This is a genomic window from Allobosea lathyri (genome assembly GCF_900108245.1).
In the GTDB taxonomy this organism is placed as follows: Bacteria; Pseudomonadota; Alphaproteobacteria; order Rhizobiales; family Beijerinckiaceae; genus Allobosea; species Allobosea lathyri.
This window is the reverse complement of the sequence record NZ_FNUY01000009.1, coordinates 59,406-74,925: the sequence shown is the minus strand read 5'-3', so window position 1 is coordinate 74,925 and position 15,520 is coordinate 59,406. Positions and strand designations below refer to the sequence as shown.

15 protein-coding genes are annotated in these 15,520 nt (G+C 64.8%); 6 read left to right on the top strand and 9 right to left on the bottom strand.

The genetic code is table 11. The features are described from left to right. From C4S73_RS20165 to C4S73_RS20150, 4 genes are read right to left on the bottom strand one after another with little or no spacing between them, the layout of a single operon-like run. Entirely contained in the window at nucleotides 1-1,020 is a 1,020-nt protein-coding gene (locus C4S73_RS20165; protein WP_103874333.1) for a Gfo/Idh/MocA family protein, read from the bottom strand. Further along, the gene (locus C4S73_RS20160) at nucleotides 1,017-2,126 is read right to left on the bottom strand and encodes an isocitrate/isopropylmalate dehydrogenase family protein (protein ID WP_103874332.1); all 1,110 of its coding nucleotides are present in this window, start codon (nucleotides 2,124-2,126) and stop codon (nucleotides 1,017-1,019) included. The genes C4S73_RS20165 and C4S73_RS20160 overlap by 4 nt, the downstream gene beginning before the upstream one ends. After that, nucleotides 2,123-2,917 (bottom strand): GntR family transcriptional regulator, encoded by a 795-nt coding sequence (locus C4S73_RS20155; protein ID WP_200828063.1) that lies wholly within the window; start codon nucleotides 2,915-2,917, stop codon nucleotides 2,123-2,125. The genes C4S73_RS20160 and C4S73_RS20155 overlap by 4 nt, the downstream gene beginning before the upstream one ends. A gap of 10 nt (nucleotides 2,918-2,927) precedes the next feature. Then, nucleotides 2,928-3,986 (bottom strand): Ldh family oxidoreductase, encoded by a 1,059-nt coding sequence (locus tag C4S73_RS20150; RefSeq protein WP_103874330.1) that lies wholly within the window; start codon nucleotides 3,984-3,986, stop codon nucleotides 2,928-2,930. A 250-nt stretch (nucleotides 3,987-4,236) separates the two neighbouring features. On the opposite strand from C4S73_RS20150, the gene C4S73_RS20145 reads away from it, so the two are divergent. The 6 genes from C4S73_RS20145 to C4S73_RS20120 all read left to right on the top strand — a co-directional run bounded on the left by C4S73_RS20145 (nucleotide 4,237) and on the right by C4S73_RS20120 (nucleotide 9,175). Then, nucleotides 4,237-5,031 carry an ABC transporter ATP-binding protein gene (locus tag C4S73_RS20145; RefSeq protein WP_103874329.1) on the top strand — a complete coding sequence of 265 codons (795 nt, stop codon included), beginning with the start codon at nucleotides 4,237-4,239 and terminating at the stop codon, nucleotides 5,029-5,031. Beyond that, nucleotides 5,028-5,924, top strand: coding sequence for an ABC transporter permease (locus tag C4S73_RS20140; RefSeq protein ID WP_244595695.1), 897 nt, complete (start codon nucleotides 5,028-5,030; stop codon nucleotides 5,922-5,924). Before C4S73_RS20145 ends, C4S73_RS20140 begins: the two co-directional genes overlap by 4 nt. Before the next feature lie 44 nt (nucleotides 5,925-5,968). Next, nucleotides 5,969-6,976, top strand: coding sequence for an ABC transporter substrate-binding protein (locus C4S73_RS20135; RefSeq protein WP_103874327.1), 1,008 nt, complete (start codon nucleotides 5,969-5,971; stop codon nucleotides 6,974-6,976). A 38-nt stretch (nucleotides 6,977-7,014) separates the two neighbouring features. Beyond that, entirely contained in the window at nucleotides 7,015-7,743 is a 729-nt protein-coding gene (gene nanR, locus C4S73_RS20130; protein WP_103874326.1) for a transcriptional regulator NanR, read from the top strand. 37 nt (nucleotides 7,744-7,780) lie between these two features. Beyond that, a complete protein-coding gene (locus tag C4S73_RS20125) occupies nucleotides 7,781-8,080 on the top strand; it encodes a putative quinol monooxygenase (RefSeq protein WP_103874325.1) in 300 nt (99 codons plus the stop codon). Nucleotides 8,081-8,173: 93 nt separating this feature from the next. Continuing rightward, on the top strand, nucleotides 8,174-9,175 hold the full coding sequence (locus C4S73_RS20120; RefSeq protein ID WP_103874324.1) for an ABC transporter substrate-binding protein: 1,002 nt from the start codon (nucleotides 8,174-8,176) through the stop codon (nucleotides 9,173-9,175). 621 nt (nucleotides 9,176-9,796) lie between these two features. On the opposite strand, the gene C4S73_RS20115 is transcribed toward C4S73_RS20120, so the two are convergent. From C4S73_RS20115 to C4S73_RS20095, 5 genes are read right to left on the bottom strand one after another with little or no spacing between them, the layout of a single operon-like run. Next, on the bottom strand, nucleotides 9,797-10,891 hold the full coding sequence (locus tag C4S73_RS20115) for a M24 family metallopeptidase (RefSeq protein ID WP_244595694.1): 1,095 nt from the start codon (nucleotides 10,889-10,891) through the stop codon (nucleotides 9,797-9,799). After that, the gene (locus C4S73_RS20110; RefSeq protein ID WP_103874322.1) at nucleotides 10,888-12,108 is read right to left on the bottom strand and encodes a M20 family metallopeptidase; all 1,221 of its coding nucleotides are present in this window, start codon (nucleotides 12,106-12,108) and stop codon (nucleotides 10,888-10,890) included. Before C4S73_RS20110 ends, C4S73_RS20115 begins: the two co-directional genes overlap by 4 nt. A 17-nt stretch (nucleotides 12,109-12,125) precedes the next feature. Next, complete coding sequence (locus tag C4S73_RS20105; protein ID WP_103874321.1) at nucleotides 12,126-13,748, bottom strand: dipeptide ABC transporter ATP-binding protein; 1,623 nt, start codon at nucleotides 13,746-13,748, stop codon at nucleotides 12,126-12,128. A 4-nt stretch (nucleotides 13,749-13,752) separates the two neighbouring features. Then, entirely contained in the window at nucleotides 13,753-14,577 is an 825-nt protein-coding gene (locus C4S73_RS20100) for an ABC transporter permease (protein WP_103874320.1), read from the bottom strand. Beyond that, nucleotides 14,570-15,517 carry an ABC transporter permease gene (locus C4S73_RS20095; protein ID WP_103874319.1) on the bottom strand — a complete coding sequence of 316 codons (948 nt, stop codon included), beginning with the start codon at nucleotides 15,515-15,517 and terminating at the stop codon, nucleotides 14,570-14,572. Before C4S73_RS20095 ends, C4S73_RS20100 begins: the two co-directional genes overlap by 8 nt. Nucleotides 15,518-15,520: the final 3 nt, after the last annotated feature.

Here is a 15,520-nt window from a genome sequence, read left to right as displayed (position 1 = left end):
TTAGACGGTGATGAAGCGGCCCTCCGCTGCCGAGCGATAGACCGCCTCCTCGATGTCGAGATTGCGCAGGTAGTCGCGGCCGGAATTGGCGAGCGGCGTGCCGGTCAGCAGATGATCGACGATGTGACGCGACTGCCGGTAGACGCAATCGCCGCCATAGCCTCTATCCGCCCAGGCATAGGCGTGCTCGCGCTCATCGCCGCCACGCGGGCGGACGAACAGCTTGCCGAAGCCGTCGAGCCGGATCACGCTCTCGGTTCCTTCGACCAACAATACGCCGTTGGTCATGCGCGTATCCTTCGCCGGATGGTCGACATGGCGGTTGCCGTCGAACAGTCCGGCGGCTCCGCTGGCAAAGTCGAAGATCACGTATCCGGCATCCTCGCCGGCGATGACCGGGTTGATCCGGCGCAGCCGGGCGAAGACGCCGGTGATCTCGCCCATCAGGCAGCGGAACACGTCGATCAGGTGGATGCCGGTCTCGTGGATCAGGAAGCGCGGCATGCTTTGGAAATAGGGCTGGCGCGACAGATAGGCCTCGTGCCCCTGACCGTCTCCCGGTCGCAGCCGGAAACTGATGTTCAGCGGCGTACCTACGGCACCCGAAGTGATCAGCCGGCCAGCTTCCATGAACCAGGGCATGAAGCGGAAATTCTCATGCACGGCCAGCATCACCCCGGCCTCCTCGGCGAGGCCGACAATGGCCTGCGCCTCGTCATAGGCCGGTGCCAGCGGCTTCTGGCAAATCATCTTGACGCCGCGCCGCGCCGCCGCCTCGACGAGGGCGCGGTGCGTCTGCGGCGGCGTGACGATGTCGATCAGGTCCGGGCGGACCGCATCCAGCATCGCCTCGGCATCGTCGAAGGCCTTCGCGCCGTCGAACAGGGCGACCGCAGCCTCGCGCTTTCCGGCATCGCGATCCGCGACACCGACGACGCGAACGCCATCCATGCGGCTCCACGCATCCTGGTGGAACCGGCTGAAATAGCCGCAGCCCGCGATGGCGACCGTCAGCGTCATTGCGGATCGGCTTGTCCGTTGCGGATCAGCTCGGCGATGGTGTTGCCGATATGGCGTGTGCCGTGGCGGCCGCCGATGTCGTAGGTCCGCAGGTTCATCGTGCCGAAGGCGTGGTCGACGCTGAGCTCGATCGCGCGGGCGGCATCACGCGCCGCGCTGCTGCCATGGCGCTCGCCGAGCCAGTCGAGCATCATCGCGACCGACAGGATCATGGCGGTCGGGTTGGCGACGCCCTTGCCCGCGATGTCCGGGGCAGTGCCATGGCTGGGTTGGAACATGCCATGAGCCGCGCCGATATCGGCCGAGGGCGCAAAACCCATTCCTCCGATCAGGCCTGCACCGAGATCGGAGAGAATATCGCCGAACAGGTTCTCCGTCGGCAGCACGTCGAAATCCCAGGGTCGACGGACGAGATCGAGAGCCATGGCGTCGATGTAATGATGGCGGGCATCGATGTCGGGATGCTTCGCCGCGGTCTCGTAGAAGACCTTCCGCATGAAGGCGAAGGAACGGAACACGTTGGCCTTGTCGACCAAAGTCACGCGCCCGGGCGTTCCGCGTGTTTCACGGCGATTGCGCGCGAGCTTGCAGCAGAAATCAGTCAGCTGCTCGGTCACTTTCCGGGTGATGACCTGGGTGTCGCGGGCCTCCTTGTCGTCGATGATCTCGCCCTTGCCGCGCGAGGCGAACATGCCCTCCGTCGATTCACGGACGATGACGAGGTCGATATCTTTCCAGCGCTCATGGGCTAGAACCGGCGGCACGCCGGGGATGGCGCGGATCGGCCTGACACCGGCATAAAGTTCGAAAGCCATGCGCATGTCGAGCTGCGGCGCGATCTCGGTACCGTCAGGAAAGCGGATATCCGGCCAGCCCATCGCGCCGAACAATATGGCATCCGATTTGCCCGCGCGCTCGAGCCCGTCTTTGGGAAGGATCGCGCCGGTCTCCTTGTAGTGGTGAGCTCCGCCGGGAATGTGCTCCTGATGGAAGGACAGCTCGAACCGCTTCTCTACCGCTCCGAGAACGGTCGCCGCCGCCTCCATGACTTCGAGGCCGATACCTTCGCCCGGCATCACGGCGAGATGGAAGGAGTTTGACGTCATAGTCTTTGGATTCCGTGTCGTTCGATGATGGTGGTAAGTTCGCGGCCACCGCGCTTTCTGTGAGCGTGGTAGATTTCACGGGCGTGCTCGACGTCGCCTGCGAGGATGGCCTCGACCACGGCCCGGTGCTCGGCGGTCGACTGCAGGGGCAGCGGCCGCAGTGAGAGCGTGAACATTCGGGCGCGATGCGCCTGGTCCCAGACCTGCATGATCATCGCTGCCAGTCGCCGGTTTCCGCAGAGCTTGGCGAGGTTCAGATGGAAGGCCTCGTCCGCTGCTGCCCAGGCCTGCAGATCAGGCTCTCCCTCAAGCGCGGCCTCCATCGCATCGCAGGAGTCAACGAGACCCGCGAGCTCGGCCCTGTCAGGCCTGCGTGCAGCCAGAAGCTCGACGGCCGTCGGCTCCAGCGACATCAGCACCTCGTAGATTTCACGCATGTCGCCGGGCGATAGAGCCGAGATGCGGACACCGTGCCGCGGCACGATCTCCAGCAACCCGTCCTGCTGCAACCGGACGAAAGCCTCCCGAACCGGAGTGCGCGAGGCACTCAGCTCCGCGGCCACCTCGCTTTCGAGGATTTGCGCACCAGGCGGGTAGCGGTTGTCCAGAATCTGCTGCTTGAGCCGGGCATAGACCGTCTCGGTCGAGCGCAGGGCTCGGCTGTTCACGGTTGCATGGGGCTGGTTCAGATCCATCGAATCCAACAACGTATACGTTAATACATGCTCACGGGTATACGGGCCACTGATGTGATTGGCAAGAGCCTGCGACGCGAGTTCAGGCGCCGACATCGAGCCGTCTTCAGCCGAGGCTGAGACCGTATTTCGCACCGAGCTCATTGAGTTCGTCGAAGACGGCCGCATTCAGCGGAATGCCACGCTCGCGCCGCTCGAGAAGTGCAAGATGCTCGCGCTCTCCGGGCAGATAGATCCGCTCGACACCTGGCGCTTTCCTCGTCCCCTGGATGTCGGCGAGAGCTTTCGACATGCGGGCGTAGTAGTGGTCGAGATCCTCGAAGGCCGAGATCGGCAGCACGCCGAAGAGATGGCCGACATTCTGCGGTGTCGTCGTCTGCTCGTACATATGGGTCACTTCGGAGCCGAAATAGGCGCCTGACAGCATCGTGCTGAGCAGGCCGATGCCGAGCGTCAGGGCATAGCCCTTCGGCCCGCCAACCGGCAGCACGAAGCCTTTCAGCGCCTCGACCGGATCGGTCGTGGGGGCGCCGTCCGGGCCGCTCGCCCAGTCGGACGGAATCGGCGTGCCGTCCTTGGCGGCGACGATGATCTTGCCGCGCGCTGCGACGCTGCAGGCCATGTCGAGAACGACGGGAAAGCCGTCTCGCGTCGGGAAGGCGAAAGCGAACGGATTGTTGCCGAGAATGGCCTCGGCTCCGCCCCATGGCGTCATGTGGTTAATGCCGCCGATGGTGAAGCTCAGGCCGATCATGTCGTGCCTGGCGGCCATCTCGGCGTAGTGGGACGCGGCACCGTAATGGTTGCTGTTGCGGACCGAGACGAAGGCGCAGTCGCCGTCGCTGGCCTTCTCGAGGGCAATCTCCATCGCTCGGATGCCGACGATCTGGCCCATGCCATTATCGCCATCCAAAACGGCGGTGGTGCGGGTCTGGCGGAGAATTCGCGGCTGCGGGCGCGGGTTGGAGCCGCCGTCCTCGATGCGCTGGATATAGATCGGCAAACGCACCACGCCATGCGAGGCCACCGCGCGCAAGTCGGCTTCGACGAGGTTGTCCACGATCAGGATCGCCTCGTCGTCCGGGACGCCGACTGCGATGAACATCGCCCGGCAAAAGGTCTTCAGGGCGTCCTCGCCGACAATGACGAATTTCTCGTTGTCCATGGGTGTTTCCTGTCTCGAGCGGTCGGCGCCTCTGGTGCGGGTGCCTTCGTCGGAGGTTTGACATGTCTGGTATGATAGGTCTACACGTAGACCAATAACAAGCCGCAGCCGCCCGTCGAGCGAGCATGGGGCACCCGAGGAAAACAAGGAGAAGGGCGTGACCTCGTCAGCCATTGCTCAGCCACGCCATATCGCTGGCCCGTTACGGTCCGGAGGCCGCGCATCGCCGGCGCCGGGCGCCGATACGGTGATGCCCAAACTGCTGGAGGTGGAAGGGCTGACGCTCCAGTATAAGACGCCCCAGCACCTCGTAACGGCGACCTATCGGGTCGATTGCGCCGTCCACGACCAGGATCGCTATGTCATCCTGGGCCCGTCGGGCTGCGGCAAGTCGACGATGCTCAAAGCCATCGGCGGCTTCATGAAGCCCGAGGAAGGGCATATCCGGCTGCGTGGTCGCGAGATCGTGGGACCCGGCCCCGACCGGATGATGGTGTTCCAGGAATTCGAGCAGCTGATGCCTTGGAAGACCGTCATGGAGAACGTGCTGTTCCCGATGCGGATTTCCGGGCGCTTCAAGCGCAAGGACGCGATGGAGCGGGCGTTGTCGGTGATCGACAAGGTGAAGCTGACGAAGTTTCGCGACGCGTATCCGCACACGCTGTCCGGCGGCATGAAGATGCGCGTCGCAATCGCCCGCGCGATGGCGATGGAGCCGGACATCCTGCTGATGGACGAGCCCTTCGCAGCCCTTGATGCACTGACCCGGCGCAAGATGCAGGACGAGCTGCTGCAGCTCTGGGAGCAGGTGCGCTTCACCCTGATGTTCGTGACCCATTCCATCGAGGAGGCGATCATCGTCGGCTCTCGCATCCTGGTTCTGTCGCCGCATCCGGGCCGCGTGCGTGCCGAGCTCGACGCCTCCGAACTCGATTTCCGCTCCGTCGGGACGCCCGAGTTCGGGGCGTTGTCCCAGAAGATCCACGGTCTGTTGTTCGAGCACGAACTCGGCCACGTGCCACAGCCGGAGGAGCCGGAGCTATGAGCATGGTCAGCCTTGGACGCGGTGAAGGGGCCGCCCTTCCACGCCGCCCTGAATTCGAGATTCAGCCGATCGACGCCAGCGGCATCGGCGAGGTGGCGCGGCCGCTCTCCACCCTCGAGCGGACAGTCAATAACGACGCGGTGCGCAAGGTGGCGATCCTGGTCGTGCTGGCGGTCGTCTGGGAGTTGTATGCGCGGTGGCTCAGCAACCCGCTGCTCTTCCCGTCCTTCGGGGAGACGGTCGCCACCTTCGTCGGGGACCTCACGAGTGGCACGCTGCTTGATCGCGTGGCGACGTCGATGCGGTCGCTGCTGCTGGGTTATGGGGCGGGGCTCGCGCTGGCGGCGGTCATGACGACCATCGCCGTCTCGACCCGCTTCGGCACCGATCTCCTCAACACCCTCACCGCCATGTTCAACCCGCTGCCGGCGATCGCGTTGCTGCCGCTGGCTTTGATCTGGTTCGGGCTGGGCATGGGCTCGCTGATCTTCGTCATCGTTCACTCCGTGTTGTGGGCGGTATCGCTCAACACGCTCACAGGTTTCCGCTCGGTGCCGGAGGTTCTCCGGATGAGCGGCCGCAACTACGGCCTCAAGGGCGTGCGCTACGTGATTTACATCCTGATCCCGGCCGCTTTCCCAGCGATCCTGGCAGGGCTCAAGATCGGCTGGGCCTTCGCCTGGCGAACCCTCATCGCGGCGGAGCTCGTCTTCGGTGTCTCGTCCCGTTCGGGCGGGCTGGGCTGGTACATCTTCGAGGCGCGCTCCGAGCTCGATACTGCGCGGGTCTTCTCCGGTCTGCTCGCCGTCATCCTGATCGGACTCCTCGTGGAATCGGTGATCTTCCGGGCGATCGAGAAGCGCACCGTGCAGCGCTGGGGCATGCAGAACTGAGCGAGCCGGGCCAACCGGCCGACGCCTTTGGGGAGTGAGGACAAATGAGACATTTCGTTCAGCTGGTGGCCGTAGCGGGTCTGGCCCTTTTCGCTACCACCGCGTCGCGTGCGGAAGTCGGCGAGATCAGGGCGGCCCAGCAATACGGGCTCAGCAGCCTGCCGCTGATGATCATGGAGGACGGTAAGCTTGTCGAGAAGCACGCCAAGGCGCTCGGTCTGGGCGAACTCAAGGTCAGTTGGATCAAGCTCGGCAATCCCGGCGCCATCACCGAAGGGCTCGTATCGGGCAGTCTGGATTTCGGCAGCGGCGGCGTGCCCTCCCTGCTAACGCTGTGGTCGCGGACTCAGGGCACGGCCATGGAGGTCAAGGGCGCAGGCGCCATCGTCAACATGCCGATGGAACTCCTGACAACCAATCCGAAGGTGAGCTCGATCAAGGATTTCACGGATCAGGACCGCATCGCCGTGACGACGGTGAAGGTCTCGAACCAGGCGCTGCTGCTGCAGATGGCCGCCGCCAAGGAATTCGGTACCGCCAATTTCGGCAGGCTCGATCCGCTGACGGTCTCCTTGCCTCACCCCGAGGCCACCTCGACTCTGCTGTCGGGCTCGGGCGTGATCTCGGCACATTTCTCCGCCCTCCCGTTCCAGCACATGCAGAAACGGGACCAGCGGGTGCGCAAGATCCTCAGCAGCTATGACGTACTCGGCGGGCCGGCGACCAACACGGCGATCTACGCGACCAAGCGCTTCCGCGACGCCAATCCCAAGGCCTATCAGGCCTTCGTCGGAGGCCTGCAGGAGGCGATCGAGCAAATCAACAAGGACAAGCGCGCGGCGGCGGAAACCTATCGACGGATGACCGGTACGAAAGAAGGCGCCGACGAGATCTACGCCATGATCGCGGCGCCCGAGGTCGAAATGACGTACACGCCGCATCAGACGATGAAGATGGCGAGCTTCATGGCCGAGACAGGGCGCTTGAAGATTGCCCCCAAGGATTGGAAAGACCTGTTCTTCGACAATGTCCATAGTCTCCCCGGCAGCTGACCACGCCACCCGCGGGTGAACATTCGAGGAAATCAAACATGATCCCGGGAGCAATCGTCCCCGACCAGCGGCCGATCCGGCGCCGCAAGCTCTATGAAGACGTGGTCGAGCGGCTCGAGGCCGCGATCAACGAGGGCCACTACGCCCCGGGCGACCAGTTGCCGGCCGAGCGCGAGCTGATGGAGGCGTACGGCGTCGGGCGGACCGCCATCCGCGAGGCCCTCTTTGCGCTCCAGCGTATGGGGCTGATCGCGATCAGCAGCGGCGAGCGGGCGCGCGTCTCACAACCGAGCGCCGGCACGATGATCGGCGAGCTCTCGGGCATCGCTCGATATATGCTGGCCAAGCCTGGTGGCGCGCGCCACTTCCAACAGGCGCGCATGATGTTCGAAGTCGGCGTCGCCGCGCTGGCGGCGGAAACCGCGACCGCAGACGATATCGTCAGGCTCGAGGCGGCGCTGGCTGCGAACCTGGCGGCGCTCGACCAGGGGCGTGCCTTTGAACGCACCGACGTGGCCTTTCATTTCGTCCTGGCGGAGATCCCCCGCAATCCGATCTTCACGGCCCTCCATGACGGGCTGAGCGAATGGCTGACCGAACAGCGGACCACGTCGCTGAAGGCGCGCGGCTCCGCGGAGGCGGCCTATGCCGCGCATCGACGCATCTTCGAGGCCGTGGCGAAGCATGATTCCCAGGCCGCAGCTGACGCGATGCAGGCGCATCTCTCCGAGGTCGGCGACTACTATTGGAAGGCGTCGGGGGGCTGACCCCCGTTGCCCGACCCGCTCTAGAACAGGACCCGCCATGGCGCGCTTCACGATCCTCGTCCGCTTCCGCGTCTTCGACGGCCAAATGGCAATCTTCCTGCCGCTGATGATCGAGAATGCCGAGGCGTCGCGCCGTGACGAGCCCGGCTGCGAGCGCTTCGACGTGCTGCGTCCCGACGACCAGCCCGACTGCATCCTGCTATACGAGATCTATCGCGACCGCGCCGCCTTCGACGAGCACTGTGCGAGCGCCCACTTCCAGCGTTTTGACTCGGCAACCAAGGCCCTTGTTGCCGAAAAGCAGGTCACGGTCCTCGACCTGTTGGCGGAGGCGTAAGGCCCCGTCTTTGACCAAGCCACGAGGGTGGCTCGAACCGCCCCTTCCATCTGGGATGAAACACGGCCTGCGGGTCGGCACGGAGACGATAAAATGAAGCGATTTCTCACGGCCGCAGCAGCGGCCACGTTCCTGATGGCCGGGTCGGTCTCCGCGGCGCTGGCCGAGGCCAAGACGCTTCGGGTCGCGAAGCAGTACGGGCTTGGCTACATCCAGCTTATGATGATGGAGGATCAGAAGCTCGTCGAGAAGCACGCCCGGGAGGCGGGCCTGGGCGAGATCACGGTCGACTGGTCAACCTTCCGCTCCAGCGACGTCATGAACGACGCGCTCATCTCGGGAAATCTGGACTTCGCCAGTCTGGGCCCGACGGGGATCATCACGATCTGGTCGAAGACGCGCAACAACTTCGATGTCCGTGTCGCCAGCGGCATCAACGCCATGGCATGGACGCTCAACGTGCGCGACCCCTCCATAAAGTCCCTGCGGGACTTTACCTCGGACCACCGAATTGCCGTGCCGGGGGTCAAGGTCTCCGGGCAGGCGACCGCGCTGCAGATCGCGGCCGCGAAGGAATGGGGCGACAAGGAGTTCGAGAAGCTCGATTCCCTGACGGTCTCGCTCTCTCATCCCGATGCGACGGCGATGATGCTCGGCGGCAAGTCTGAGATTGTCGCCAACTTCTCCTCGCCACCGTTCTCGAACGTGCAGCTCAAGAACCCGGAAGTACGCGCGATCCTGAATTCAGACGACATTCTAGGGGGGCCGATCTCCTTCAACGTGATCGCGACCACTGGTAAATTCCGGAGCGACAACCCCAAGCTCTACGGCGCCTTCCTCGCGGCGCTGAAGGAGGCGACCGAGATCGTTGGCAAAGACAAGGGCGCTGCCGCCGAGACCTATCAGCGCCTGACGAAAGACCGCTCGTCGAAGGAAGAGCTAGTCGCAATCCTGACCGACAAGACGACCCGCATCACGACGGATGTTCTCAACCTCGGCGCCTTCACCGATTTCATGGGCAGGGTCGGGCGGCTAAAAAACGCGCCGGCGGACTGGAAGAAGGAGATGCTTTTTCCGGAAGCCACGGCGCGCTGACACTCGTCGATCGCAGTGCGTCAGCCAATACGGCGGCCCTCATGGAAATTTTCCCCCGGAGGTTGACGCCGGGCACTGCGATCCGCGATGTTCGATCGACCTTCAGAGCGATACGAAATCCATACGCGCCCCTCCCCTGCGAAAGGTCGCACGTCGATGCGGTCGAGCGCTAGCCGCGGGGGTTAGGTTCGATCGCGCCCGCAAGGTCGATGAATATGCGCATCGGTCGTTCTGTCGGACGTCCATCGCCTCGGCCCGCCTGCGGGCTTGGACTCGGCCGGGTGTCCATCCGAACGCTCGGGAATGCCGGTTTCCGAGCGAGGCGGCCGACTGGAGCTGGAGAAAGGTGCCCGGAGCGAACGTCAGCAATTGTCCCGGCCCCCCGTGCTCTCTTGCCGGAAGCGGACCATCCAGATGTCGTGTATGGGCCAAAGCGCCCCGTCGCTGGTTCGTGTGGAATGCGCCAAGAGCAGACACTCGGTGCCCGCCGCAGAACGGACATTCGCCACAACGTCGGATTCACGAGCGCCCTGTTAAATCGTGGTCCGCATCAAGGTCGAAGCCGGTGAAGGGTGAAGCTTTAATGCTCGGTGCTTGAGAGCAGCTTCCGGGGCAGCAAGCTCAGTCGCCTGCAACTTCGGCTTCGATCAGGATCGATTCGCTGAAACCCAACCCGCCTGCTGTCGTATACATGTGAAATACCATGCCCTCTTCAAGTCTCCAGCGCGCGTTCGGCAGGAACACGCCAGAAAAGTCGCTGGGGCGCGGGGTGCGGCCATAGAGCCCGAGAGTATAGCCGGTGACGTTGTCGTAGATGGGGCGCAGACCTTCACGAAGTACGGCTTCGCGCAGCACGGCATCGACCTCGCAAGCCAGGGCACCAGGCCGCATTGCTGCGAACTGACGGTCCTGGAGCGCTACGAGACGCTCGGCGAGCGGCAAAAGCCCACGCTTGTCCCCGCCGATCAAGACCGGACGCATCAGGCGGGCGCCATAACCACGCAGTTTCGGAATCAGTTCGACATGCAGGATGTCGCCCTCGCCGAGCGGCTGAGCCGTCATGACGCCGTGGAGGAATTCGTGGTCGCCGATGCCGGGCAGGATCGGTCCGGTTTCGCCGGTATCGGCACCGTTCTCCAGAAAGCAGGTGGCGGCGATGGCGGCAGCGGCTCTCGGCGAAAGCCCGGGACGCGCCCTTTCCGCGATTGCTCTCATCGCCTTGTCGGCAATGCCTGCGGCCTGGGCGATCAGGCCGATCTCGGCCGGCGACTTCACGGCTCTGAGCAGATCGCTCGCCTGCGGCAGATCGACGAAGCGAGCTTGCGGCAGAAGCGCCGCCAACCGATCGCGCGTCGCGGCCGTAAAGCCGTAAGACGCATGATCGGCGCCGATCCGCGCCTTTGCGAGGCCGCGGCGACGGATTTCATCGGCCATCACCGCATGCGGCTTGGCGGTATCGGGAAATCCGAGAATGTCGGCAAACCAACATGCGGTGCGACAGGGTTCGGCGTCGAGGTCTCGCAATACGAACCAGGGCTCGCCCTCCAGCGGCAGGAAGGCGGCGCGGTACATCGTCTCGGAGACGGTGTAGCCGGTCAGCCATGCCAGGAACTCGGCATGGTCGATCAGCAGCAGCTCCGCGCCGGCCTCGGCCATCGCGGCGCGGGCCTTGGCCACCCGCGCGGCGAATTCTTCGCGCGGGAACAATGGGCTCACGCGGCTTCGCAGATATCGAGGATGGTCAGCATGTAGATGCGGACCATGTCGAGGAAGTCGCGGATCTCGACGCGCTCGTCGGGCATGGTGTTGTAGCGCCCGCCCGGCCCGCAGACGATACCCTCCATGCCGACCTCGGCATAGAGATGGCCGGCATCGGTGCCGAAGAAGCCCGGCGGCTTGATTGCGCCTGTGGGCTGCTTTTCGCCGCGCACAGCCTCGTAGGCGGCGTTGACGACCTTGACGATGCGCGCGTCCTTGGCGACCTCGAAGGCCGGCATCGACTGATGGCCTTCCTTCTTCTCGATGCGGATGGAGGCTTTCAGGCCTGGAAAGCGTTCCTCCAGCGCGGCGAGCTCGCGCTTCATGTCGGCGAGTGCGCCTCCTTCCGTCTGGCCTGGCGCGTAGCGGCCGGAGCCCTTGAGCTTGCAATAGTCCGCGACCTGCGGCGCACGCCATTCGTGCAGTTCCTTGCCGAGCGCGCCATGGACGACGCCGACATGGACGCGGTTGATGGACTCGTGCTCGGCGCTCGGTGCGCCGGAGAAGGTCATGCCGTTGAGACGCGGAATCAGATCGCAGGCCGCCATGATCGCGTCGACCGCCTGCTCGCGTTTGGAGAGGTGACGGGTGTTGCCGACGAGCTCGATCACGAAGGAGAAGGCGCAGGCATGCATGGTCACGGCCTGCACGTCAGTCGGCTCGCTGTTGACGAAATAATCGGCGCGGATGCCGCTTCGGATCGCCGCGACCGTGCCGACGCCGCCCTGAAGTTCGCCGACGACATAGGTCAGGATCACGTCGCCCTTCAGCTTCACGCCGGCATCGAGCAGCGTCTTCACAGCGCAATATGAGGCTGCATCGCCAGCCTTCATGTTCGAGACGCCGATGCCGTAGATGAATTCCTCGTCGACAAGCCCGCCCCAGGGATCGACTGTCCAGCCTTCGGTTGCCGGGTTGGTGTCGAGATGGCCGTTGAACAGCAGGCTCTTGCCGCCGCCGGTGCCTTTCCAGCGGCCGATGGCGTTGGCGCGGCGGCCCTCGTCGAACGCCTGTGCCTCGGCCTCGATGCCCATAGCCTTCATCTGGGCGACGACGTGGTGCACCAGCTCCTTCTCGCCTTCGGTCTCGGAATAGCTCTTCTGTTTCGCCCAGCCGGAGAGCAGCGCGAGGCAAGCTTTCTCGTCGAGCGAATGGATCAGGTCGCGGGGATTCATGGCGATGGCCTCTGATGTCAGGCGGCAGCCGTGGCCGGAGCGGGCACGGCCTCGAGCAGGGAGCGGGTGTAGGGGTGCAGGGTTCCGCCGGAGAGCGCGGTGACGTCGACGAGATCGACGAGGTCGCCGCGATACATCACCGCGACGCGGTGAGCGATCTGCCGGACAAGGTTGAGATCGTGGGTGATGAAGAGATAGGCCGTGCCGAAGCGCTTCTGCAGATCGACGAGAAGCTCGATCACGGATGCCTGTACGGAGACATCGAGCGCCGAGGTGATCTCGTCGCAGATCACGAGCTTCGGCTTCGAGGCGAAAGCGCGCGCAATCGCGACGCGCTGCTTCTCGCCGCCCGAGAGCTGATGCGGGTAGCGGTCGGCATAGGAGGCTGGCAGCCTGACCTGCTCGAGCAACTCGCCGATGGCGGCCGCATCCTTGCGGGCGCCCGGCTCGCCATAGAGTTCGAGCGGCCGCGACAGGATCTCCCGAATGCGCTGGCGCGGATTGAGCGAGGAATCCGGATGCTGAAAGATGATCTGGACGTCGCGGCGATAAGCGCGGTCCATGTCGCCGAGGCCGGTGATGCGCCGGCCGGCGAAGCGGATTTCGCCCTCGAAGCGGTTGAGGCCTGTCATCGCCTTGGCCAGCGTCGACTTGCCCGAACCCGACTCGCCGACGATGCCCAGGATTTCCCCCGGCATCACCGCGAGGCTCACCTCGCGATTGCCGGTGAACTGCGTGTTGGCGCGTCCGAGCAGCCTTCCCAGAAAGGGCTTGCGGCCGTAATGGACGCTGACCTTTTCGACCTCCACCAGCGGCTCGCCGGAGCGCGGCGCGGCAGCCTCGACGAGGCGGTGGTCGGGCCGGGGCACGGCGGCCAGCAGCTTGCGCGTATAGGCATCCTGCGGCCGGGCAAAGACATCCGCGACCGCGCCCCGCTCGACAATCCTGCCGCGATGGATCACCGCGACCGTCGTCGCGATCTGCGAGACCAGCGCGAGGTCGTGCGAGATATAGAGCGAGGCGACGCCGGTTTCCGCCTGCAACTCCTTGAAGAGGTCGAGAATCTGGCGGGCGGTGATGACATCGAGCGCCGTCGTCGGCTCGTCGAAGATGATGCATTCCGGCTGGCAGGCGAAGGCCGTGGCGATGACGACGCGCTGCTTCTCGCCGCCGGACGCCTCGTGCGGATAGCGCCGCATCATCTGCTTGGGAATTTTCAGGCCGACATGGGCAAGGCGCTCCTCGCCCTCGGCCCATGCCTGCTTACGCGTGAGGCCACGGTGGCGCACCAGCACCTCGGCCAGTTGCTCGCCGAGCGGCAGCGTCGGGTTGAGCGAGGTGCTCGGGTCCTGGAATACCATCCCGATGCGCTTGCCGCGGATCGCTTCGATCTCAGCCTCGGAGGCCTTCAAGAGGTCCTGGCCGGTCAACCGGATGGCTCCGGCCTCGCGTGCGCTCTTCGGCAGATGGCGCATGATCGCCCAGGCCAGAGAGGTCTTGCCGGAACCGGATTCGCCGACGAGTCCCAGCACCTCGCCCTTCGCGATGGACAAGGCCACATCGTCCAGCGCGCGGGTGAAGCCGGCGGGCGTCGCATAGTCCAGACAATAGCCGGCAATGTCGAGGATCGGGGTCGCCATCGCCTCAGCTCCTCGGGTTCAGCGCGTCGCGCACCCCGTCGCCGAGCAGGTTGAAGCCGATCGCGACCAGCGCGACGGCGAGGCTCGGCCACAGGATCATCCAGGAACTCAGATGCATGAAGCGGCGCGCCTCCGAGACCATCAGCCCCCATTCGGAGGCAGGTGGCTGGGCACCGAGCCCGAGGAAGGAGAGCGTCGCAAACAGCATCACCGCGAAGGCGACGCGGATCGTCATCTCGACGATGATCGGTGCGACGACGTTGGGCAGCATCTCGCGCCCCACGATGAAGGCCGCACTTTCGCCCCGCGCGATCGCCGCGTTGACGTAGTCCTGTTTGCGCACGGCAAGTGCGACCGAGCGCGTAACGCGGGCCATGCCGGGTGCGAAGGCGAGCGCGATCGCAAGCAGCGCGTTGAGGCTGCTCTTGCCGAGGAGGTTCACGATCAGCAGCGCCAGCAGCAGGCTGGGGATCGACATGATCGCATCGACGGTGCGCATGATCGCCTCGTCGCTGCGCCCGCCCAGAAAGGCCGATATGGTGCCGATGACAGCGCCGACCAGCGTGCCCAGCGCGGTTGCCACCACGGCCATGACGACGGTAGCACGCGCTCCGTGCAGCAGGCGACTCAGGATGTCGCGACCATATTGGTCGGTGCCGAGCCAGAATTGCGCGCTCGGCGGCTTGTAGCGCATCAGCGGCGCCATCTTCTCGGGATCGTAGGGTGCCAGCCACGGCCCCATGGTGACGACGAGCAGGATAAAGCCGACGATCACGAGCCCGAGCGCGCCCTGCGGCGAGCGGAGCATGCGCCTGAGGATCTCAATCATACTGGATCCTCCGGTCGAGCCAGGCATAGGCGACGTCGGCGAGAAAATTGGCGACCGCGTAGGTCGTCGCCATGATCAGCGCACCGGCCTGGATCGAGGGCAGGTCACGCGCCTGGATCGCGACAATGAGCTGGCGTCCGATACCGGGCAGAGCGAAGATTTCCTCGACCACGATGACGCCGCCGAGGAGGTAGCCGACATCGAGCGCGACGATGGTGATCGTGGGCAGCAGCGCGTTGCGCAGCGCGTGCTTGAACAGCACCTGCCTGTTCGACAGGCCCTTGAGCCGTGCCGCGCGGATGTAATCGGATTGCAGCACGTCGACGAGTTCCGAGCGGACCATGCGCGAGACATGGGCGATCAGGATCATCGAGACCGTGAGCACCGGCAGCACCAGGTGCCGCAAGCCGCGCAGCGGGTCCTCGGTCAGCGGCACATAGCCGGTCGCGGGTAGCCACTGCAGCCAGTCGGCCAGCACCAGTACCATGAGCGTCGCGGTAACGAATTCCGGCAGCGAGACGCCGACATAGGACAGGAAGCTGACGCCGAGATCGGCTGCCCGGCCGCGCCGGACCGCCGCAATGATACCGAGCGGGATCGCGAGCACCAGCATCAACCCGATCGAGAACAGGGCGAGCAGCAGCGAGCGTCCGAGCGCCTCCAGCATCGCGGGTGCGACCGGCTGACCGGTACGCATAGAGAGACCGAAGTCCCCGCGCAGCACGCCCGCGAGCCAGTGCAGGTATTGCATCCAGATCGGGTCGTTCAGCCCCATCTTGAGACGCAGTGCCGCCAGCGCATCCGGCGTCGCGTTTTCGCCCAGCATCATGACGGCGGCGTCCGCCGGCAGGATCTGGGTGATCGCGAAGACGATCAGCGACACGACCAACAGCGTGTAGCCGATCAGCAGGATTCGCTTGAGGATGTAAGCTGGCGACACGAA